19 protein-coding genes are annotated in these 17934 nt (G+C 72.0%); 8 read left to right on the forward strand and 11 right to left on the reverse strand.

Going from position 1 to position 17934, the window contains the following annotated elements; genetic code table 11:
* Positions 1 to 92: 92 nt before the first annotated feature.
* From ACXNSR_RS29890 to ACXNSR_RS29900, 3 genes are all read right to left on the reverse strand, one after another.
* Positions 93 to 1052 (reverse strand): M56 family metallopeptidase, encoded by a 960-nt coding sequence (locus tag ACXNSR_RS29890; RefSeq protein ID WP_458638455.1) that lies wholly within the window; start codon positions 1050 to 1052, stop codon positions 93 to 95.
* Positions 1049 to 1429 (reverse strand): BlaI/MecI/CopY family transcriptional regulator, encoded by a 381-nt coding sequence (locus ACXNSR_RS29895; protein ID WP_458638456.1) that lies wholly within the window; start codon positions 1427 to 1429, stop codon positions 1049 to 1051. The genes ACXNSR_RS29890 and ACXNSR_RS29895 overlap by 4 nt, the downstream gene beginning before the upstream one ends.
* 91 nt (positions 1430 to 1520) lie before the next feature.
* The gene (locus ACXNSR_RS29900) at positions 1521 to 1904 is read right to left on the reverse strand and encodes a BlaI/MecI/CopY family transcriptional regulator (RefSeq protein ID WP_458638457.1); all 384 of its coding nucleotides are present in this window, start codon (positions 1902 to 1904) and stop codon (positions 1521 to 1523) included.
* A 168-nt stretch (positions 1905 to 2072) separates the two neighbouring features.
* On the opposite strand from ACXNSR_RS29900, the gene ACXNSR_RS29905 reads away from it, so the two are divergent.
* The 4 genes from ACXNSR_RS29905 (at position 2073) to ACXNSR_RS29920 (ending at position 4869) form a co-directional block, all read left to right on the forward strand.
* On the forward strand, positions 2073 to 2618 hold the full coding sequence (locus ACXNSR_RS29905) for a TetR family transcriptional regulator (RefSeq protein ID WP_458638458.1): 546 nt from the start codon (positions 2073 to 2075) through the stop codon (positions 2616 to 2618).
* 74 nt (positions 2619 to 2692) lie between these two features.
* On the forward strand, positions 2693 to 3394 hold the full coding sequence (locus ACXNSR_RS29910; protein ID WP_458638459.1) for a phosphatase PAP2 family protein: 702 nt from the start codon (positions 2693 to 2695) through the stop codon (positions 3392 to 3394).
* Complete coding sequence (locus ACXNSR_RS29915) at positions 3391 to 4227, forward strand: undecaprenyl-diphosphate phosphatase (RefSeq protein ID WP_458638460.1); 837 nt, start codon at positions 3391 to 3393, stop codon at positions 4225 to 4227. Before ACXNSR_RS29910 ends, ACXNSR_RS29915 begins: the two co-directional genes overlap by 4 nt.
* Before the next feature lie 60 nt (positions 4228 to 4287).
* Positions 4288 to 4869: a DUF1697 domain-containing protein gene (locus ACXNSR_RS29920; protein ID WP_458638461.1), complete on the forward strand. Its 582-nt coding sequence runs from the start codon at positions 4288 to 4290 to the stop codon at positions 4867 to 4869.
* 52 nt (positions 4870 to 4921) lie between these two features.
* Here ACXNSR_RS29920 and ACXNSR_RS29925 read toward each other — a convergent pair whose 3' ends face one another.
* Complete coding sequence (locus ACXNSR_RS29925) at positions 4922 to 5308, reverse strand: nuclear transport factor 2 family protein (RefSeq protein WP_458638462.1); 387 nt, start codon at positions 5306 to 5308, stop codon at positions 4922 to 4924.
* A gap of 84 nt (positions 5309 to 5392) precedes the next feature.
* On the opposite strand from ACXNSR_RS29925, the gene ACXNSR_RS29930 reads away from it, so the two are divergent.
* The 4 genes from ACXNSR_RS29930 to ACXNSR_RS29945 all read left to right on the forward strand — a co-directional run bounded on the left by ACXNSR_RS29930 (position 5393) and on the right by ACXNSR_RS29945 (position 11192).
* Positions 5393 to 6394 (forward strand): ketopantoate reductase family protein, encoded by a 1002-nt coding sequence (locus tag ACXNSR_RS29930; RefSeq protein WP_458638463.1) that lies wholly within the window; start codon positions 5393 to 5395, stop codon positions 6392 to 6394.
* A gap of 280 nt (positions 6395 to 6674) precedes the next feature.
* Positions 6675 to 7502, forward strand: a complete 828-nt coding sequence (locus ACXNSR_RS29935; RefSeq protein ID WP_458638464.1) for an FAD binding domain-containing protein — start codon at positions 6675 to 6677, stop codon at positions 7500 to 7502.
* Positions 7499 to 10216 carry a molybdopterin-dependent oxidoreductase gene (locus ACXNSR_RS29940; RefSeq protein WP_458638465.1) on the forward strand — a complete coding sequence of 906 codons (2718 nt, stop codon included), beginning with the start codon at positions 7499 to 7501 and terminating at the stop codon, positions 10214 to 10216. Before ACXNSR_RS29935 ends, ACXNSR_RS29940 begins: the two co-directional genes overlap by 4 nt.
* A gap of 4 nt (positions 10217 to 10220) precedes the next feature.
* Positions 10221 to 11192 carry an antibiotic biosynthesis monooxygenase gene (locus ACXNSR_RS29945; protein ID WP_458638466.1) on the forward strand — a complete coding sequence of 324 codons (972 nt, stop codon included), beginning with the start codon at positions 10221 to 10223 and terminating at the stop codon, positions 11190 to 11192.
* Between the two features lie 89 nt (positions 11193 to 11281).
* On the opposite strand, the gene ACXNSR_RS29950 is transcribed toward ACXNSR_RS29945, so the two are convergent.
* The 7 genes from ACXNSR_RS29950 to cysC all read right to left on the reverse strand — a co-directional run bounded on the left by ACXNSR_RS29950 (position 11282) and on the right by cysC (position 17923).
* Positions 11282 to 12037 (reverse strand): sirohydrochlorin chelatase, encoded by a 756-nt coding sequence (locus ACXNSR_RS29950; protein ID WP_458638467.1) that lies wholly within the window; start codon positions 12035 to 12037, stop codon positions 11282 to 11284.
* Positions 12038 to 12042: 5 nt separating this feature from the next.
* A complete protein-coding gene (locus tag ACXNSR_RS29955; RefSeq protein ID WP_458638468.1) occupies positions 12043 to 12939 on the reverse strand; it encodes an ABC transporter permease in 897 nt (298 codons plus the stop codon).
* Positions 12926 to 13744 (reverse strand): ABC transporter ATP-binding protein, encoded by an 819-nt coding sequence (locus ACXNSR_RS29960; protein ID WP_458638469.1) that lies wholly within the window; start codon positions 13742 to 13744, stop codon positions 12926 to 12928. Before ACXNSR_RS29960 ends, ACXNSR_RS29955 begins: the two co-directional genes overlap by 14 nt.
* A 34-nt stretch (positions 13745 to 13778) precedes the next feature.
* Entirely contained in the window at positions 13779 to 14903 is a 1125-nt protein-coding gene (locus ACXNSR_RS29965; protein ID WP_458638470.1) for an ABC transporter substrate-binding protein, read from the reverse strand.
* A gap of 196 nt (positions 14904 to 15099) precedes the next feature.
* Entirely contained in the window at positions 15100 to 16440 is a 1341-nt protein-coding gene (locus tag ACXNSR_RS29970; protein WP_458638471.1) for a sulfate adenylyltransferase subunit 1, read from the reverse strand.
* 2 nt (positions 16441 to 16442) lie between these two features.
* The gene (cysD, locus tag ACXNSR_RS29975; protein ID WP_458638472.1) at positions 16443 to 17381 is read right to left on the reverse strand and encodes a sulfate adenylyltransferase subunit CysD; all 939 of its coding nucleotides are present in this window, start codon (positions 17379 to 17381) and stop codon (positions 16443 to 16445) included.
* Positions 17378 to 17923, reverse strand: coding sequence for an adenylyl-sulfate kinase (cysC, locus tag ACXNSR_RS29980; protein ID WP_458638473.1), 546 nt, complete (start codon positions 17921 to 17923; stop codon positions 17378 to 17380). The genes cysD and cysC overlap by 4 nt, the downstream gene beginning before the upstream one ends.
* Between the last annotated feature and the right edge of the window lie 11 nt (positions 17924 to 17934).

Here is a 17934-nt window from a genome sequence, read left to right on the forward strand (position 1 = left end):
CGGAACCACCCGGCGTGCCGGGCCTGGAGGGACAGTGAAGTAGACCAGGGGCAGCTTACGTACCCTCGGCCGATTGGTCTACATCGACGTCGTCACTCGATGACGGGGTCGGCCAGGAGGCCCCGGGCGGCGAATTCCACGTACTCGTGGAGTCCGTAGGCCAGGCCCAGGCCCAGCAGGGCGCACACCGTCACCGCCGTCACCAGGCCGACCGCGGCCGCCCGTGTTCCACGCGTCCGCGGCCGGGCCGGGGCCGGCCGCAGCAGGGCCTCGACCCGCTGCGGGACCGGGCCGGTACTCACCGAGAGCAAGGGGCCGCGGCCTGTGCCCGCCCTCTCGGCGGACGCGGCGGCCAGCGCCGCTCGTGCGATGGCGGTCGCCGCCAGCCGCCGGTCGCCCACCGACGAGGCCGCCGACTCGTCCGCCCACCGCTCCAGGTGGAAGTCCAGTGCCGGGCGCAGGGGCCGCAGGGCGGGGTGCACCGCGGCGGCCAGGTGGGCGGTGACCGACCACAGGTGGTGGCGGCCCGTCAGGTGGGCCCGCTCGTGCCCGAGCAGCACCTCGCGCTCCGCCGGACCCAGGATCCTGAGCATGCCCGTCGTCACGACGACCCGGTCACCGCGCTCGCGCCATCCCGGCAGGGCGAAGGCCTGCGGATCGCTGTCCGGTACGACCAGCAGATCGCCGTCGCGGACCGCGTCGCCGGTGGACGCCCAGGCGCGGGCGAGCAGCGAGCGGCGCTCGTACCAGCGGCGGACCAGCAGCACCGCCTGGAAGGCCAGCACCGCACCGGCGACCGCGGCCAGTGGCACGGTGGCCGGCCATTCGGCAGCCGCCCGTGACAGCGGGATCTGTTCGAGGGAGGCGAGGAACGGCACGTGGAACAGGCCGACGAGGGCGGCCACGGTGCCGCCCGCCAGCAGCACGGCGGTTCCGGTCAGCGCCGCGCAGGCTTCCCTCGGCGGCAGGAGCGCGGCCAGCCGGCGGCCGGCCGGCACCGCGGCCCACGGAAGTGCCAGGGTCAGCACGACGACGCCCAGGACCAGGGTCATTCGCCTTCCCCGGACTCCAGGAGCAGACGCCTCAGGGCTTCCTCGTCGTCGCCGGACAGCGAGGAGACGAACCGCTTCAGTACCAGTTCGCGCTGCGGCTCCCGCTCCAGTTCGCGGCGCATGCGCCCGGCCGCAAGCCCGGCGGCGTCGTCCGCGGCGGCGTAGGCGAAGCCCCGGCCCTCGCGGGTGCGTACGACCGTCCCCTTCTCGTAGAGGCGGGTGAGAATCGTCGTCACCGTCGTCCTGGCCAGGTCCCGGTCGAGCGCGGCGTTGATCTGCTGCGGCGTCAGCGGCCGCTCGGCCGCCCACAGGACCGCCAGCACGTCCGCGACGAGTTCACCGTGCGGCCGCCTCGCGTCCCCGCCGTCCTCCACCATCCCGCTACCGCCCCGCTGCCGCCCCGGGCCGATGCGCCCGGTCGTTGATGAATAGGTATGCCTTATCCAACCGTACGGGCGTGGGTGGAGCTCACGGGGTCCCCTCGGCGCCGTCGCCCTCCAGCAGGGCGCGCAGCAGCGCCTCGTCCTCGTCGCTGAGCTGGGAGACGAAGCGGCGCAGCACCGTACCGCGGTCCTCGGTCCCGGCCAGTTCCGCGTGCATGCGGCGCGCGGTCAGCCCCGACGCGTCCTCGGTCGGCAGGTAGGCGAAGCCGCGGCCGGACCGGACGCGCGTGACCACGCCCTTCTCGTACAGACGGGAAAGGATCGTCGTCACCGTCGTACGGGCACGGGGGGAACCGAGCGCCTCCTGGACCTGCCCGGGCGTCAGTGGGGCGCCGGCCGCCCACAGCGCCGCCAGGACGCTCGCCCCCAGCTCGCCGGCGGGCCGCCGTTCCGCACGCGCATCCCCCATGGGAATCTCCTCACCACAACGGTCGTCTACAGTGACGTAGACCGTCTACGTGACTGTAGTCAATAATGCCGTCACCGCCCCGGCCCACTCATATCAGGGGAGCCGTTCACCATGTCCCTGTCGGCCCACGCGCCAGTGCCGCCCCGTCTCCCTCACCCCGGTCGTGCGGTGATCGTCGCCGCGGCGCTGCCCCTGGTCGTGAGGCACGGCACCGCGGTCACCACTTCGATGGTCGCCCGGGCCGCGGGGGTCCCGGCAGCGGCGGTCTTCACCGCGTTCCCCGAAAAGGCCGCCCTGCTCGAAGCCTGCGCCGCCGCCGCCCTCGGAGCGGACGAAGCAGTGGCGGCCATCAGGGCGATCGACCTGGCCCAGCCCCTCGAAACCCGTCTGACATCGGCCGCCGCGCATCTGCGCGGCTACGCGACCCGCGTGCTCCTGCTCGCCGATGCCATGGCCCGGGGCCGGCCCCGGCTCCCCGGACCGGCGGAGGGCGGCGACGGGCACATCCGGCCCGACGAGGAGCTCGCGGCGCTCCGAGGCGCGCTGACGGGCCTGTTCGAGCCGGAGCGCGAGGTCCTCAGAATGCCCCCGGAGCACCTCGCCCGGGTGTTCCAATCACTGGTCCTTTCCGGCACTGGGTCCGGTTCTGCGGAAAGTCTGCCGGCCGGGGACCTGGCGGCGCTGCTCCTCTGGGGAGCACTCGCCCCGCCCTGACCCGGAGCAGCACCCCTCCGGTACCCGTGCCTCCGACCCCGCCGCCCCGGCGGTCGGTCCAGACAGGACTCCCGATGCCCCCCATCCCCGCGACCGCACCCGGCGCCGCCGGCAAGCCGTGGTGGTTGCCCGCCGTACCGGTGCTGGTGTGCTCGCTGCTGCTGGCGGCACTGATCACCTCCGCCTGCGCGGTGCACGGCGCACCGCTCGGGATGGACGAGGCCCTGCACCGCCGGGTTCTGGAACACCGCCCGCGCTGGGCGGTCGGACCGGCCGTCGCGGTCACCGTGACGGGAAGCGGAGTGCCGGCCTACCTGCTGGCGATGCTCGCCGGTGTCCTGTGCTTCAGGAACCGGCGGTGGCGCGGAGCGGCGGCCGGAGCCCTGGCGCTGCTGTCGGTGCAGCTGCCGCGCATCGCCCTGGCGTCGTGGCTCGCCCGGCCCCGACCGCCGGCCGGCGAGTGGGCGTGGCCGGCCAGTGGATACGCCATGCCCTCGGGGCACACGACGACTTCCGCGGCCGTGGCGGTCCTCCTCACCGTCGCGGTCCACCGCACGGTAGGGGGCCGGGCGCGGCGGCTGCTCCTGGTGCTGCCCGCGCTGTGGGCCGCGGCCGTGGGCGCCAGCCGCGTCTACCTCGGCATGCACTGGCCCACCGATGTCCTGGCGGGATGGCTGCTGGCCGCGCTGTGGGCCGGGCTGCTCGGGACCCTCCTGACTCTCCCGCGGCGCCGGAAGGCCGGCGCCGTCCCATCGAACGAAGGTGACAGCACGTGAGCGCGATCAGTGTGGGACAGGCCGTGGTCCTGGGCATCGTGGAAGGGGTGACGGAGTTCCTGCCGGTCTCCTCCACCGGACACCTCAAGATCACTGAAGGGCTGATGGGGATCCCCGTCGACGACAGGTCCGTCGTCGCCTTCACCGCCGTCATCCAGGTCGGCGCGATCGCCGCGGTCCTCGTCTACTTCTTCAAGGACATCGTGCGCATCGTCTCCGCCTGGGGCCGCGGACTGGCCGACCGCGAGGAGCGCTACCACCACGACTACAAGTTCGCCTGGTGGGTCATCTACGCCACCCTCCCCATCGTGGTCGTGGGGCTCGCGGCGAAGCCGCTGATCGAAGGACCGCTCGCCTCCCTCTGGGTGGTGGCCGGATCGCTCATCGTCGGCAGCGGCCTGATGTGGGCGGCCGACCGGATGGGCCGCCACAAGCGCGGCGAGGACGACACCGACCTCAGGGACGCCATGCTGGTCGGCTCCTCCCAGATCCTCGCCCTGCTCTTCCCCGGCTTCTCCCGCTCCGGCGCCACCATGTCCACCGGCCTCATCCTCGACCTGGAGCGGGTCGCGGCCACCCGCCTCTCCTTCTTCCTCGGCATCCCCGCCCTGACCGGCGCGGGCCTCTACGAGCTCAAGGACGCCGTCGGCGCCGGCGTCGACACCCTTCCGCTCGTCACCGGCACCGCCGTGTCCTTCGCCGTCGCCTACGCCTCGATCGCCTGGCTCCTGAAGTTCGTCGCCAAGCATTCCTTCAACGCCTTCGTCGCCTACCGGATCGTCATCGGCGTACTCCTGTTCGGTCTGCTCGGCACCGGCGTCCTGCACGCCTGACCCCGATCCCGGCCGGTCCTTCTCCGCCCCGCCCTCTGCGGCACCCCTTAAGGTGCGCCCATGACGAAGAAGGCGACGGCGAAGACGGCGGCGACGGCGAACAAGTACGCGGCCCTGCTGCGCGGGATCAATGTCGGCGGGAACAAGAAGGTCCCGATGGCGGAGCTGCGCGCGCTGCTGGAGGGGCTCGGGCACGGCGACGTGGCGACGTACCTGCAGAGCGGGAACGCCGTCTTCAGCAGCCCGCGGCAGGACCCGGAGGCCCTCGCCCGGGAGCTGGAGGCGGCCATCGAGGGCCACTTCGGCTTCCGCGTGGCGTGCCTGGTGCTGGACGGGACGTACCTGCGCGCCGTCGCCGAGGCCTGTCCGTTCCCGGCCACGGAGCTGGAGGGCAAGCAGCTGCACGTCACCTTCTGCTCCGAACAGCCCGGCCCGGAGCGGTTCGCCGCGCTCGACGGAGCGGCGTACCTCCCCGAGGAGTACCGGATCGGCGAGCGCGTCCTGTACCTCTACGTCCCCGACGGCCTGGGCCGCTCCAAGCTCGCCGAGGCCCTCGCCAAGCCAGCCGTCGTCAAGGGCATCGACGTGACCACCCGCAACTGGAACACCGTCGCCAAGCTCGTGGAGCTGACCGGCCCCTGACCCCGCGTCCAGGCCGTCTCTTTCGGATCCTGCCGGGCCCGAAAGCGACGACCTAGGCCATCTCGCCCGGTACCGGCGTGGCCTGGTGGTAGTACATCCGCCACCCGGTCCCGCCGTCCGGCTTCCGCCAGATCGAACTCCTTCGCGCCCGGCGCCCGTCGATCACGGTTTCGTACGTGAGGTGCACCACCCCCGGCGCCAGTTCGACCCCCGTCATGCCGGCGGGCTCGTACCGCGGGCCGTCCTCGGAGCCGCCCTCCAGGTCCGGCAGCGCCGCGAGCATCGCCTCCCGGTCCCACCTGCGGCCCGAGGCGCCCACCTCGACGAACTCCGGATCGAGGAGCCGGTCCGTCAGGACCCTCGACGTCCGCACTCCCGGGCTCATCAACTGCATCTCGTGCGCGACCGCCTCGGCCACGTCCGCTCCGTCCGTCCCCATGGGAGCATCCTGCCCCGGGCCGGCGGGGCGCCGGCGACCGGCCCCAGGGGCGACGGAGCCTGCCGGATGTGCCAGGCTCGTGGCATGCGTTACATCATCATCGGCGCGGGCGCGGTCGGCGCCACCATCGGCGGACGGCTCGCGGAGGCGGGCGGCGAGGTCGTACTCGTCGCACGCGGCGCGCACGCCCAGGCCCTGCGGGCCGAAGGGCTGCGGCTCACGACGGCCGACGGGCCCCGGGTGCACCGGCTGCCCGTCGTCACCGGACCCGACGAACTGGGCGAACTGCGCCCCGACGACGTTCTGTTGCTGTCCGTGAAGACCCAGGACGCCATCGCCGCGCTCGACGCGTGGGGCGACGCGGAGGTCGCGGGCGGCGGCACGGCCGCGCAGCGGCTCCCGGTGCTGTGCGCGCAGAACGGCGTGGAGAGCGAGCGGCTGGCGCTACGGCGCTTCGCGCGCGTCTACGGGGTGTGCGTATGGCTGCCCGCCACCTTCCTGGAGCCGGGCCTGGTCTCGGCGCTGTGCGCGCCGCTGACCGGCGTCCTGCACGTGGGCCGGGCGGCGGGCGGCACGGACGCCCTGTCCCTGGCCGTCGCGGCGGACCTCGGCAAGGCCGGCTTCGGGGCGCCGCCGACTCCGGACGTGATGCGGTGGAAGTACGCGAAGCTGCTGGGGAACCTGGGCAACGCCATCCAGGCGACGACCGGACCGGAGCCGGACCCGGAGAAGGCGGCACTGCTCCTGCGGGCCGTCCGCGAAGGCAAGGCCGCCTTCCGCGCGGCGGGCATCGCCTACGCCTCGGACGCCGAGCAGGCGTCGGCGCGCGAGGGCAAGGTGAACCAGCCGGCCGGGGTGCGGGGCGGCTCGTCCTGGCAGAGCCTGGCGCGGGGCACGGGCTCGGTGGAGGCGGACTACCTCAACGGCGAGATCTCCCTGCTGGGCCGGCTGCACGGGGTGCCGACCCCGGTCAACGACGTGCTGCGGCACGCGGCGAACATCTTCGCCCGGGAGGGCCTGCCGCCCGGCGCGATGTCCGTCCAGGACCTGACGGCCCTCGCGGACGAGGCGGCGGCCCGCGGCTGAGTCCCGTCCCCTGCGGCGGCCGGCCCCGGCGGCAGGACGCGGCTGCTGCGCTTGGCGGTGCGGGGCCGGGCCGGTCGGGGATACGCTGAAAAGGAGTCCCTGCGTCCGACGGTCCTCGTCGAAGTGAAGTGACCGACCGCGGCGGCCGAAGTCGAACCGGATTCGAACCGGGGTCGAACCGGGGTCGAACCGGCTGTGGTCCGTCGTGGCCGTGCCGCGCGCACCGGAGGCCGGTGGACGGTCCGTCACACGGCTGCCGTCGTGAGGGAGAGCGATCCCCGTGGACCTCAACACGATCACCGAAGTCGTCCGGCGTCCTGACGCCCGGCCCGGCGCCAACTGGCGGGAAGGCGACGCCTGGCTCGCGGGCGGGACATGGCTGTTCTCGGTGGAACAGCCGGATCTGCGCCGCCTGGTCGACCTGACCACGCTGGGGTGGGCTCCCCTCGTCACGACCGACGAGGGTCTCGAAATCGGTGCCACCTGCACCATCCGCGAGTTCTACGCCTTCCGGCCCCCGGCGGAGTGGACCGCGGGCCCCCTGTTCGGGACGGCCTGCGAGGCGTTCCTGTCCTCGTTCAAGGTCTGGAACGCGGCGACCGTGGGCGGGAACATCTGCATGTCGCTGCCGGCCGGCCCCATGATCACGCTGACGGTCGCGCTGGAGGCCCGTTACGAACTGTGGGCCCCCGACGGGACGACGCGCACCGTCGACGCCCTCGACTTCGTGACCGGCAACAACCGGAACGTCCTCGCCCCCGGGGAGATCCTGCGACGCGTCCGGATCCCGGCGCACGCCCTGCGCAAACGCGCCGTGCACCACCGGTTCACCCTGACCCGCCTCGGCCGCTCGACGGTGTTCCTCGTCGGTACCCGCACGCCCGGGAACAACGACCTGCTGCTCACCGTCACCGCCGGCACCACCAGACCCGTGCGCATGGTCTTCGACACCATGCCCGACGCCCCGACCCTGCAGCAGAGCATCGACGTCATCCCCGCCGACGTCTGGCTCGACGATCCCAACGGCACTCCCGCCCACCGCCGCCACCTGACGAAGCACTTCGCCGAGGAGATCCGCCGTGAACTCGCCTCCGGGAGCCCGACATGACGTACCGCGTGAACGGCAGGAGCTTCGGCGAGGAGCCGGCGCCCGGACAGTGCCTGCGCACCTTCCTCCGCTCGCTCGGCCACTTCGGTGTCAAGAAGGGCTGTGACGCGGGAGACTGCGGGGCCTGCACCGTATGGCTGGACGGCAGCCCCGTGCACAGCTGCATCACCCCCGCCTTCCGCGCCGAGGGCCGTGAGGTGACCACCATCGAGGGGCTGGGTTCGCCCGGGAACCTGCATCCGATGCAGCAGCAGTTCCGCGACGCCCCGGGATTCCAGTGCGGCTTCTGCACCGCCGGGATGATCATGACCTCGGCGACCTTCACGGAGTCCCAGAAGGCCGACCTGCCGCGGGCGTTGAAGGGCAACCTCTGCCGGTGCACCGGCTACCGGGGGATCGAGGACGCCGTGCGCGGCGTCGTCGGCGTGGAGAGCGCCAGGCCGGGAAAGGCCGTCGGAACGAGCGTCGGAGCCCCCGCGGCCAACGACGTGGTGACGGGCCGCGCCGAGTTCACGATGGACACCCACATGGAGGGCATGCTGCACCTCAAGGTGCTGCACTCGCCGTACGCCCACGCCCGGATCCTGTCGATCGACAAGAGCGCCGCCCTCGCGGTTCCCGGCGTGCACCGGGTCTACACCTGGGAGGACGTACCCCGCAGACGCTTCACCACGGCGATCCACACCGACCACCTGGTCGACCCGGACGACACCCTCATCCTCGACCGGACGCTCCGCTTCGCCGGCCAGCGCGTCGTCGCCGTCGTCGCCGACACGCCCGGCGCCGCGGAAGAGGGCTGCCGGAACGTCGTCGTCGAGTACGAGCCGCTGCCCGCCGTGTTCGATCCCGAGGAGGCCATGGCCGAGGGAGCCCCGCAGATCCACGGAGCCGACGACCCCTTCGTCCGCGACCCCGTCCACAACGTCCTGCTCGAGATCCACGCGCACATCGGAGACGTCGACGCGGGCTTCGCCGAGGCCGACGTGATCCACGAGGGCACCTATGCGTCCCCGCGCGTGCAGCACGCGCACCTGGAGACCCACGGCTCGATCGCCTGGATGGAGGACGGACGCCTGAACGTCCGCACCAGCTCGCAGTCGCCCTCCATCGCCAAGGTCAAACTCGCCCACCTGTTCGCGCTGCGCCCGGACCAGCTCCGCGTGTTCTGCAAGCGCGTGGGCGGCGGGTTCGGCGGCAAACAGGAGGTCATCTCCGAGGACCTGGCCGCGCTCGCCGCACTGGACACCGGGCGGCCCGTGTGCTTCGAGTACACCCGCGAGGAGGAGTTCACCACGGCCTCGCCGAGGCATCCGATGACGCTGACGGTCAAGCTCGGCGCGAAGGCGGACGGCACGCTCACCGCCTTCCAGGTCCGCAACGTGTCGAACACGGGCGCCTACGGGAACCACGGCGGCGAAACCCTGTTCGCGGGCGGCGCGGCCGTCATGATCTACCGCTGCCCCAACAAGAAGTACGACGCCTACTCCGTCTACACCAACACCGTTCCGAGCGGCGCACTGCGCGGGTACGGGATGACCCAGCCGGCCTTCGCCGTGGAATCGGCGATGCACGAACTGGCCCTCGCCCTCCACATGGACCCGCTCGAACTGCGCCGCCGCAACATCGTGCGCCCGGGGGACCCGCTCGTCGCCCTGCACGACGGCCCCGACGACGTGATGTTCGGCGAGGACGGCCTCGCGCAGTGCATCGACCTGGTGGACCGGGCCCTGGCCCGGACGGCCGGGGACCCGCACCTCGGCCCGGACTGGCTCGTCGGGGCGGGCGCCGCGGCCTCCCTGCACGAGACCGCACCCCCGACCGAACACATCTCGGAGGCCTGGGTGACGCTCGGCGACGACCTCGTCTACGAACTCGCCGTCGGCACGGTCGAATTCGGCGAGGGCACCTCGACCGCCCACGTCCAGATCGCCGCCCAGCAGCTGGGCACCACACCGTCGCGGATCCGCCTCGTGCAGTCCGACACCGACCGGACGGGATTCGACACGGGAGCCTTCGCGAGCGCGGGCCTCTTCGTCGCGGGCAACGCGGTCCTGCGGGCGAGCACCGCCGTCCGCGACCGCATCCTGGAGTTCGCCGCCGCCCACACGGGCGTCCACCCCGTGATGTGCTCGATGGACGACGACGGCGTCGTCTGCGGGGACCACCGGGTCTCGCTGGCCGAACTCGTCGCGGTGGCACGGTCGCGCGGCATCCGCTTCACCGCCGCCCGCAAGGCCTACGGATCGCCCCGGAGCGCCGTCTCCAACGCGCACGGGTTCCGGATCGCGGTCCACCGCGTGACCGGTGAGATCCGCGTCCTCCACAGCGTCCAGGCGGTCGACGCCGGCGTCGTCATCAACCCCGCGCAGGTACGGGGCCAGGTGGAGGGCGCCGTCGCCCAGGGGATCGGCTTCGCCCTGACCGAGAACCACCGGCTCGACGCGAACGGCGCCGTGCTCAACCCGAACCTGCGCAACTACCGCATCCCCACCTACGCCGACGTCCCGCGCACCGAAGTGCTCCTGGTGGGCTCGGCGGACTCCGTCGGACCGATGCGGTCGAAGGGCATGGCGGAATGCAGCATCAACCCGGTGGCGCCCGCACTGGCGAACGCACTCCAGGACGCCACGGGAATCCGCTACCGGTCGCTGCCGCTGACACCGGAACGGATCTACGACCGGATCGGCGGGAAGCGGTCGCACTCGAAGGCCTGAGCACATGGACACCGAGAAGCAGCAGGAAAGCGCCGAGGCCACGGCGATCATCGCCCAGAAGGTCCTGCCCGGACGGGAGCGGGAGTACGAGACCTGGCAGCAGGGCGTCAACGCCGCCGCCGCCGAGTACGACGGGTACCTCGGCGTGGAGGTCGCGCCGCCGACCCCCCTGCAGCCCGAGTGGGTCGTGGTCTACCGGTACGACTCGATACCCCACCTCCAGGCGTGGATCAACAGCTCGACCCGGCAGGAGCTCCTCGAAACCGGCGACAAGTACCTCGACGGCCCCGGAACCCAGCAGGTCGTCAGCGGCCACGCACCCTCACGGGACCCGCTGGTGACCGTGGTGATCACCCACCGCGTCCACACGGAGCACGTCGAGGACTTCCTCGCGTGGCAGCGCCGGATGACGGAGGAGGAGAGCAGGTTCGAAGGCTTCCGCGGAAGCGAGTTGTTCCCGCCCATCGAAGGGGTCCAGGAGGACTGGACCACGCTGTACCGGTTCGACAACGCCGAGCACCTCGACGCCTGGCTGACCTCGGACAGGCGGCACAAGGTCCTCGCCGAGGGAAAGGAGTACGACTTCAAGCTGCGCACGATCGACAACTCCTTCGGCAGCTGGTTCGCCTTCGAGGAGAACGGCAGGGAAGCGCCCCCTCCCTCGGTCACCAAGACCGCCATCGCGGTCTGGGTCGGCCTGTACCCGACCGTCGTCCTCCTGGCGCTCGCCACATCGCCGCTGAAGATGCCGCTGTGGCTGGGCCTGCTCGTGGGCAACCTGCTGTCGAGCCTCGTCATGAGCTTCCTCACGATGCCCTACTACGTGAACCCGCTCCTGGGGCGGTGGCTGCGCCCGTCGCCGGACGAATCGCCGACCAGGACGAACCTCATCGGCGTCGGCACCGTCACCCTCCTGCTCGCCCTCTGGGTCGTGGTCTTCTACCTCGTGACCGTCCGGATCTGGACCCTGCCCTGAGCCCGCCCGGGCGGGCGTCCGCCGCGGACACCGCGGCCCCACCACGCGGCCCACGCCGTGATCGCCCTGCGCTTCGGCCGCAGCCTGAGCTAAGCCGTCAGGGCCGGCAGCCGGGCCGGCGCCGTCACGGCCGCGTCGAAGCGGCGCAGCAGCAGCCGGGCCAGTTCCGGGGCCGCGCCCAGGACGTCCGCGACGACGTCCGCGCCCGCGGCGTCGGCGCCCGCCGCGATGCGGTCCGGGAGACGGCCGGGGGCGATGACGTACGGGGCCACCGCCACCCGCGCGAAGCCCTCGGCGCGCAGGGCCCGTACGGCGTCCTCCGTACGGGGCAGTGCGGCGGAGGCGAACGCAGGCCGCACGGCACACCAACCGGTGCGCCGCCACTCCCGCGCGGTTTCAGCGATCACTGCGATCGCCTCCGGGTCCGTGGAGCCGGCGGACGCGAGCACCACGGCGGTGGTGGCGCGGTCCGCCGGGGTGAGGCCGGCCTCGGTGAGCCGGCGTTCCAGGGCGGTCAGCAGGAGCGGGGACGGCCCGAGGACGTCCGCCACCCGCACCGACAGCCCCGGCAGGCGCGAGGCCGACTCGGCCAGCGCCGCCGGGATGTCGGACTTCGCGTGGAAGGCGCGGGTCAGCAGCAGCGGGAGCGCCACGACCTCCCGTACGCCGGACAGGTAGAGCGAGGACAGGGCCTGGCCCACCGTCGGGGTGTTGAAGTCCAGGAAGGCCGTCTCCACGCGCAGCCCCGGCCGCAGCGCCCGCACGCGCCCGGTGAGGGCGTGCACGGTCGCCGCGTGCCGCGGATCGCGGCTGCCGTGGGCGATGACCAGGAGTGCGGGGGACACGGCGATCAGCTCTTCGCCAGCAGGCCGCGGCTGCGCAGCACCCACCGCTCGACCGGGCTGAAGATCAGCAGGTCGATGGCGATGCCGACCACCAGGATCAGGATGATCGCGAGGAACACGCCCGGCAGGTCGATGTTGTTGCGGCCGTTCTCCAGCAACTGGCCCAGGCCCAGACCCAGGTCGGGCGAGGAGGCGATGATCTCGGCGGCCATCAGCGAGCGCCAGGAGAACGCCCAGCCCTGCTTCAGACCGGCCAGGTAACCGGGCAGCGCGGCCGGCATGACGATGTGCCGGGCACCGGCCAGACCGGTGGCGCCCAGGGTGCGGCCGGCCCGCAGGTACAGCGGCGGGATCTGGTCGATGCCGGAGACGAGGCCGTTGGCGATGGACGGGACGGCGCCCAGCAGGATCACCGTGAACATCATCGCGTCGTTCAGGCCGAACCACAGGACGGCCGGCGGCACCCAGGCCACCGACGGCAGCGACTGCAGGCCCTGCAGGATCGGGCCGATCGCGGCGCGGACGAACTTCACCCGGGCGACGAGCAGTCCGAGCGGCGTACCGATGGCCAGGGCCAGCAGGAAGCCGAGCAGACCGCGGGAGACGCTGGTCCAGATGACCTCCAGCAGCGTGCCCTTGAGCCACATGTCGGTCAGACTGCCCCACACCGCGGACAGCGGGGGCAGCTTGGTCTCCTCGGTGACGTGCGTCGCGACGAGGACCTGCCAGACCAGCAGCACCAGGCTCACGGCCAGGACCGGCGGGAGGATCTTCTTGACGAGGATCTCCCGGACCGGGGTGCGGTGGGTCTGGACCGCGTCCAGGGCGTCGAGGCCCGCCTCCAGGCCGGCCAGGTCGTCGGTCCTGCCCGCGGCCTTCGAAGTGATGTCAGTGCTGGCCATGGCGGCGGATCTCCCCACGCAGGTGTTCAGTGATCTCCAGGGACAGTTCCGCCACGTCCGCGTCCTCGATGCGGCGCGGCTGCGGGATGTCCACGGTCCATTCCTTCGCGACCCGGCCGGGCCGGGAGGAGAGCAGGACCACGCGCTGGGCGAGACGGACGGCCTCGCGCACGTTGTGGGTGACGAAGAGGACGGACAGTCCGCCCGCGGCGGAGCCGCTCGTGTTCGCTTCGGCCCAGATGCGGGTGAGCTCGCCGTGCAGGACGTCCCGGGTGATGGCGTCGAGCGCGGCGAACGGCTCGTCCATCAGCAGCAGCCGGCTGTCCTGGGCGAGCGCCCGGGCCAGGGCCACGCGCTGGCGCATACCGCCGGACAGCTCGTGCACGCGCTTGCCGTACGCGCCGCCGAGGCGGACCAGCTCCAGCAGCCGCTCCGCCTCCGGGCGGCGCTCGGCCTTGGCCACCCCGCGCAGGCGCAGGGCGAGTTCGATGTTCTTGCCCGCGGTCAGCCACGGGAAGAGGGCGTGCTCCTGGAACATCAGCGCCGGACGGCCGCCGGGGGTCTCGATGGACCCCGCGGACGGCTTGTCCAGACCCGCGACCAGGTTCAGCAGCGTCGACTTGCCACACCCCGAGGCGCCCAGGATGGTGACGAACTCGCCGGGAGCGACATCGAGGCTGATGTCGTCCAGGACGAGCTGCGATCCGGCCGGGCCGGAGAAGGACTTCGATACGCGGTCGATGCGGGCGGCGTGGGTGCGCTCCGCGACGGAGCCCTCGGCAGCCTTGGCGAGCGTGGTGGCCATGGTCGTCACCTCCTGGGATTGCTGGGTTGCGGGGTTACTTGGCGCCGAGGCCGGCGTCGGAGACCTCGGGCTTGCCGGCGGCCTTGAGGACCTTGTTGAGGAGTGTGAGGTCGTAGATGCCGGTGAGGTCGGGCTGCTCGATGAGCTTGGCCTTGACCGCCCATTCGGACTGGGTCCTGAGGGTGGAGGCGAGGGGGTCGTCGGTGATGGCGATGCCGGGCCATGCCGGGTCGATGACCTTCGGGTCGAGCGGCTTGCCGCTGTCGGCGGCGAGTTTGGCGTTGGCGGAGGCCTTGGCCTCGTCCTGGTTGGCGTGGATCCACTCGTTGGTCTTGACGGTGCCGCGCAGGACGGCCTCGACGACGTCGGGGTGCTCCTTGAGGAACTTCTGGGACACGATGATGTTCGTGATGACGAACTTCTTGTCGGGCCACAGGGCGGTTTCGTCGAGGAGGACGGTGGCGCCGTCGGAGACGAGCTTGGAGGCGGTGGGTTCGGGGACCCAGGCGCCGTCGATGGAGCCCTGCTTGAAGGCGTCGGGGGTGACCTTGTTGTCGGTGCGGACGACGGAGACGTCGCCCTTGCCGGATTCGGGGTCGACCTTCCAGCCCTTCTCGGAGATCCAGTTGAGGAAGGCGACGTCCTGGGTGTTCCCCTTCTGCGGGGTGGCGATCTTCTTGCCCTTGAGGTCGTCGAGGGTCTTGATCCTGTCGGGGTTCACGACGAGTTTGACGCCGCCGGAGGCGGAGCCGGAGATGATCCGGAGGTTGGAGCCCTTGGACTTGACGTAGCCGTTGATGGAGGGGGAGGGGCCGATGAAGCCGATGTCGAGGGAGCCGCCGTTGAGGGCCTCGATCTCGGAGGGGCCGGCGTTGAAGGTCTGCGGCTTGATCTTCGTGCCGTTCAGTTCCTTCTCGATGAGGCCTTCCTGGAGGCCGACCAGTGCGGTGGCGTGCGTCAGGTTGGGGAAGTACCCGATCCGGACCTCGGAGGCGGAGAGCTTCTTGCCGGCACCGGCCGCGGCATCGGCGGCCTTCGGCTCGTCCTTCTGCGCCTCGGAACCGTAGCCGCAGGAGGCGAGCGCGCCGATCAGGAGCGGCAGGGCAGCGGCGACGACACCGCGGCGCAGGGTCTGGCGAGTGGTACGGGTGGCAGGCACGGGAGGACTTCCTCTCGGCGCGCCGTGGTCTACGGCGCGGGTCTTCGTCTGTGGAACGGGGGCAGGTACGGCTCGTCGGGGACGGGGGCGGTCATCGCACACATCGCGCCACCCCTCCCTGGCCGCTGCCGAGGGCGCCGCTGCCGACGCGGCCGCCCTCCTTCGCGAAGGTCGAGTAGAGATCGGTGAACATGGCCTAGAAGTCCCAGCCCTCGTCGTCCGGCTGCACGGTCGCCCGGGCCTTGGAGGCGAAGGACTCGCCCGCCATGCCCGCCGCCAGCGTGGTTCCGTCGGCCGGGTCGATCAGCAGGAAGGACCCGGTGCGGCGCGAGTCGGCGTACGCGTCGAGCGCGAGCGGCTCGGCGGTACGGACGACGACGCGGCCGATGTCGTTGGCCACCAGCTGCCCGGGCTCCGGGTGCTGCGACAGGTCGTCCAGGGTCAGCCGCGAGGGGATCTCCTTGACGATCGCCTTGACCGTGCGCGTCGTGTGCTTGATCAGCACCCGGGCGCCGACGGCCAGCGGCTGGTCGGCCACGTGGCAGACCGTCGCCTCGACGTCCTGCGTGGTGGCCGGCGCGTTCGCGGACGGCGCGATCAGGTCGCCGCGCGAGATGTCGATGTCGTCCTTCAGCCGCAGCGTCACCGACTGCGGGGCCCAGGCGATGTCCACGCTCCCGCCGAGTGCGTCGATGCCCTCGATGACCGAGGTCCGGCCGGACGGCAGGACGGTCACGGCCTCGCCGACGCGCAGCACGCCGGAGGCGATCTGGCCCGCGTAGCCGCGGTAGTCGGGGTGCTCGGCGGACTGCGGACGGATCACGTACTGCACCGGGAAACGTGCCGGGCAGGCCGTGAGGTCGTGGCTGACCGGGACGGTCTCCAGGTGCTCCAGCACGGTCGGGCCGCCGTACCAGTCCATGTTGGCCGACGCGTCCACGACGTTGTCACCGGCCAGGGCCGAGATCGGGATCGCGGTGATCTCCGGGACGCCCAGGTCGGAGGCGTACGCGGTGAACTCCTCGGCGATGGCCGCGAAGACCGACTCCTGGTAGCCCACCAGGTCCATCTTGTTGACGGCCAGGACCACGTGCGGGACGCGCAGCAGCGCGGCCACGGCGGCGTGCCGGCGGGTCTGCTCGATGACGCCGTTGCGGGCGTCGACGAGCACGACGGCCAGGTCGGCGGTGGAGGCACCGGTGACCATGTTCCGGGTGTACTGCACGTGCCCGGGGGTGTCCGCGAGGATGAACCGGCGGCGCGCGGTGGCGAAGTAGCGGTACGCGACGTCGATGGTGATGCCCTGCTCCCGCTCGGCCCGCAGGCCGTCGGTCAGCAGCGCGAGGTCGGGGGCCTCCTGGCCGCGGGCCTGGGAGACCGCCTCGACGTGCTCCATCTGGTCGGTCAGGACCGACTTGGAGTCGTGCAGCAGGCGGCCCACCAGGGTGGACTTGCCGTCGTCGACGGAACCGGCGGTCGCGAAGCGCAGCAGCGTGGTCGCCGACACATCGGCGAACTGCTCGGTGGTGCTGGTCATGTCTAGAAGTACCCTTCGCGCTTGCGGTCTTCCATCGCGGCCTCGGACATCTTGTCGTCGGCGCGGGTCGCGCCCCGCTCGGTGAGGCGGGAGACGGCGATCTCGGCGATCACTGCGTCCAGCGTGGCGGCGTCGGAGTCGACGGCGCCGGTGCAGGACATGTCGCCGACGGTCCGGTAGCGGATGAGCCGCGTCTCGGGCGTCTCGCTCTCCTTCGGGCCGCCCCACTCGCCGGCCGTCAGCCACATGCCGTTGCGCAGGAACACCTCGCGCTCGTGGGCGAAGTAGATCTCCGGGAGCTCGATGCCCTCGCGGGCGATGTACTGCCAGACGTCCAGCTCGGTCCAGTTGGAGAGCGGGAAGACCCGCACGTGCTCGCCGGGGGCGTGGCGGCCGTTGTAGAGCTGCCACAGCTCGGGCCGCTGGCGGCGCGGGTCCCACTGCGAGAACTCGTCGCGCAGGCTGAACACCCGCTCCTTGGCGCGGGCCTTCTCCTCGTCGCGGCGGCCGCCGCCGAAGACGGCGTCGAACCTCAGGTTCTGGATCGCCTCGGTCAGCGGCACGGTCTGCAGCGGGTTGCGGGTGCCGTCCGGGCGCTCGCGCAGCTTGCCCGCGTCGATGTACTCCTGGACGGAGGCCACGTGCAGGCGCAGACCGTGCTTCGTGACCGTGCGGTCGCGGTACTCCAGCACCTCGGGGAAGTTGTGGCCCGTGTCGACGTGCAGCAGCGTGAACGGCACCGGCGCCGGCGCGAACGCCTTCAGCGCCAGGTGCAGCATGACGATGGAGTCCTTGCCGCCCGAGAAGAGGATCACCGGCTTCTCGAACTCGCCCGCCACCTCACGGAAGATGTGCACGGCCTCGGACTCGAGGGCGTCGAGGTGCGACAGCGCGTAGGGCGCGTCCGTCTCGTCGTGGACGTGTGCGACGGTCGTCGTCATGCCAGACCCCTCTCGGTGAGCAGCGCGTGCAGGGCCGAAGCCGACTCCTGCACGGTCTGCGTGTGCGACTCGATCCGCAGGTCCGGGGAGTCCGGTGCCTCGTACGGGTCGTCGACCCCGGTCAGACCGGAGATCTCGCCCGCCGCCTGCTTGGCGTACAGGCCCTTGACGTCACGCTCCGAGCAGACCTCGACCGGGGTGGCCACGTGGACCTCCAGGTACGAGGTGCCCTCGGCGGCGTGCCGCCCCCGGACGGCCTCACGGCTGTCCGCGAACGGCGCGATCACCGGCACCAGCGCCTTGACCCCGTTGCTCGCGAGGAGCTCGGCGACGAAGCCGATCCGCTGCACGTTGGTGTGCCGGTCCTCGCGGGTGAAGCCCAGGCCGGCGGAGAGGAACTCGCGGATCTCGTCCCCGTCCAGCACCTCCACACGGTGGCCCTCGGCGCGCAGCCGCTCCGCCAGCGCGTAGGCGATCGTGGTCTTGCCCGCGCTCGGCAGCCCGGTCAGCCACACGGTGGCGCCCTGGTCGCTCACGCTCATCTGCTCTGTCT

The organism is Streptomyces sp. NC-S4 (assembly GCF_054353315.1).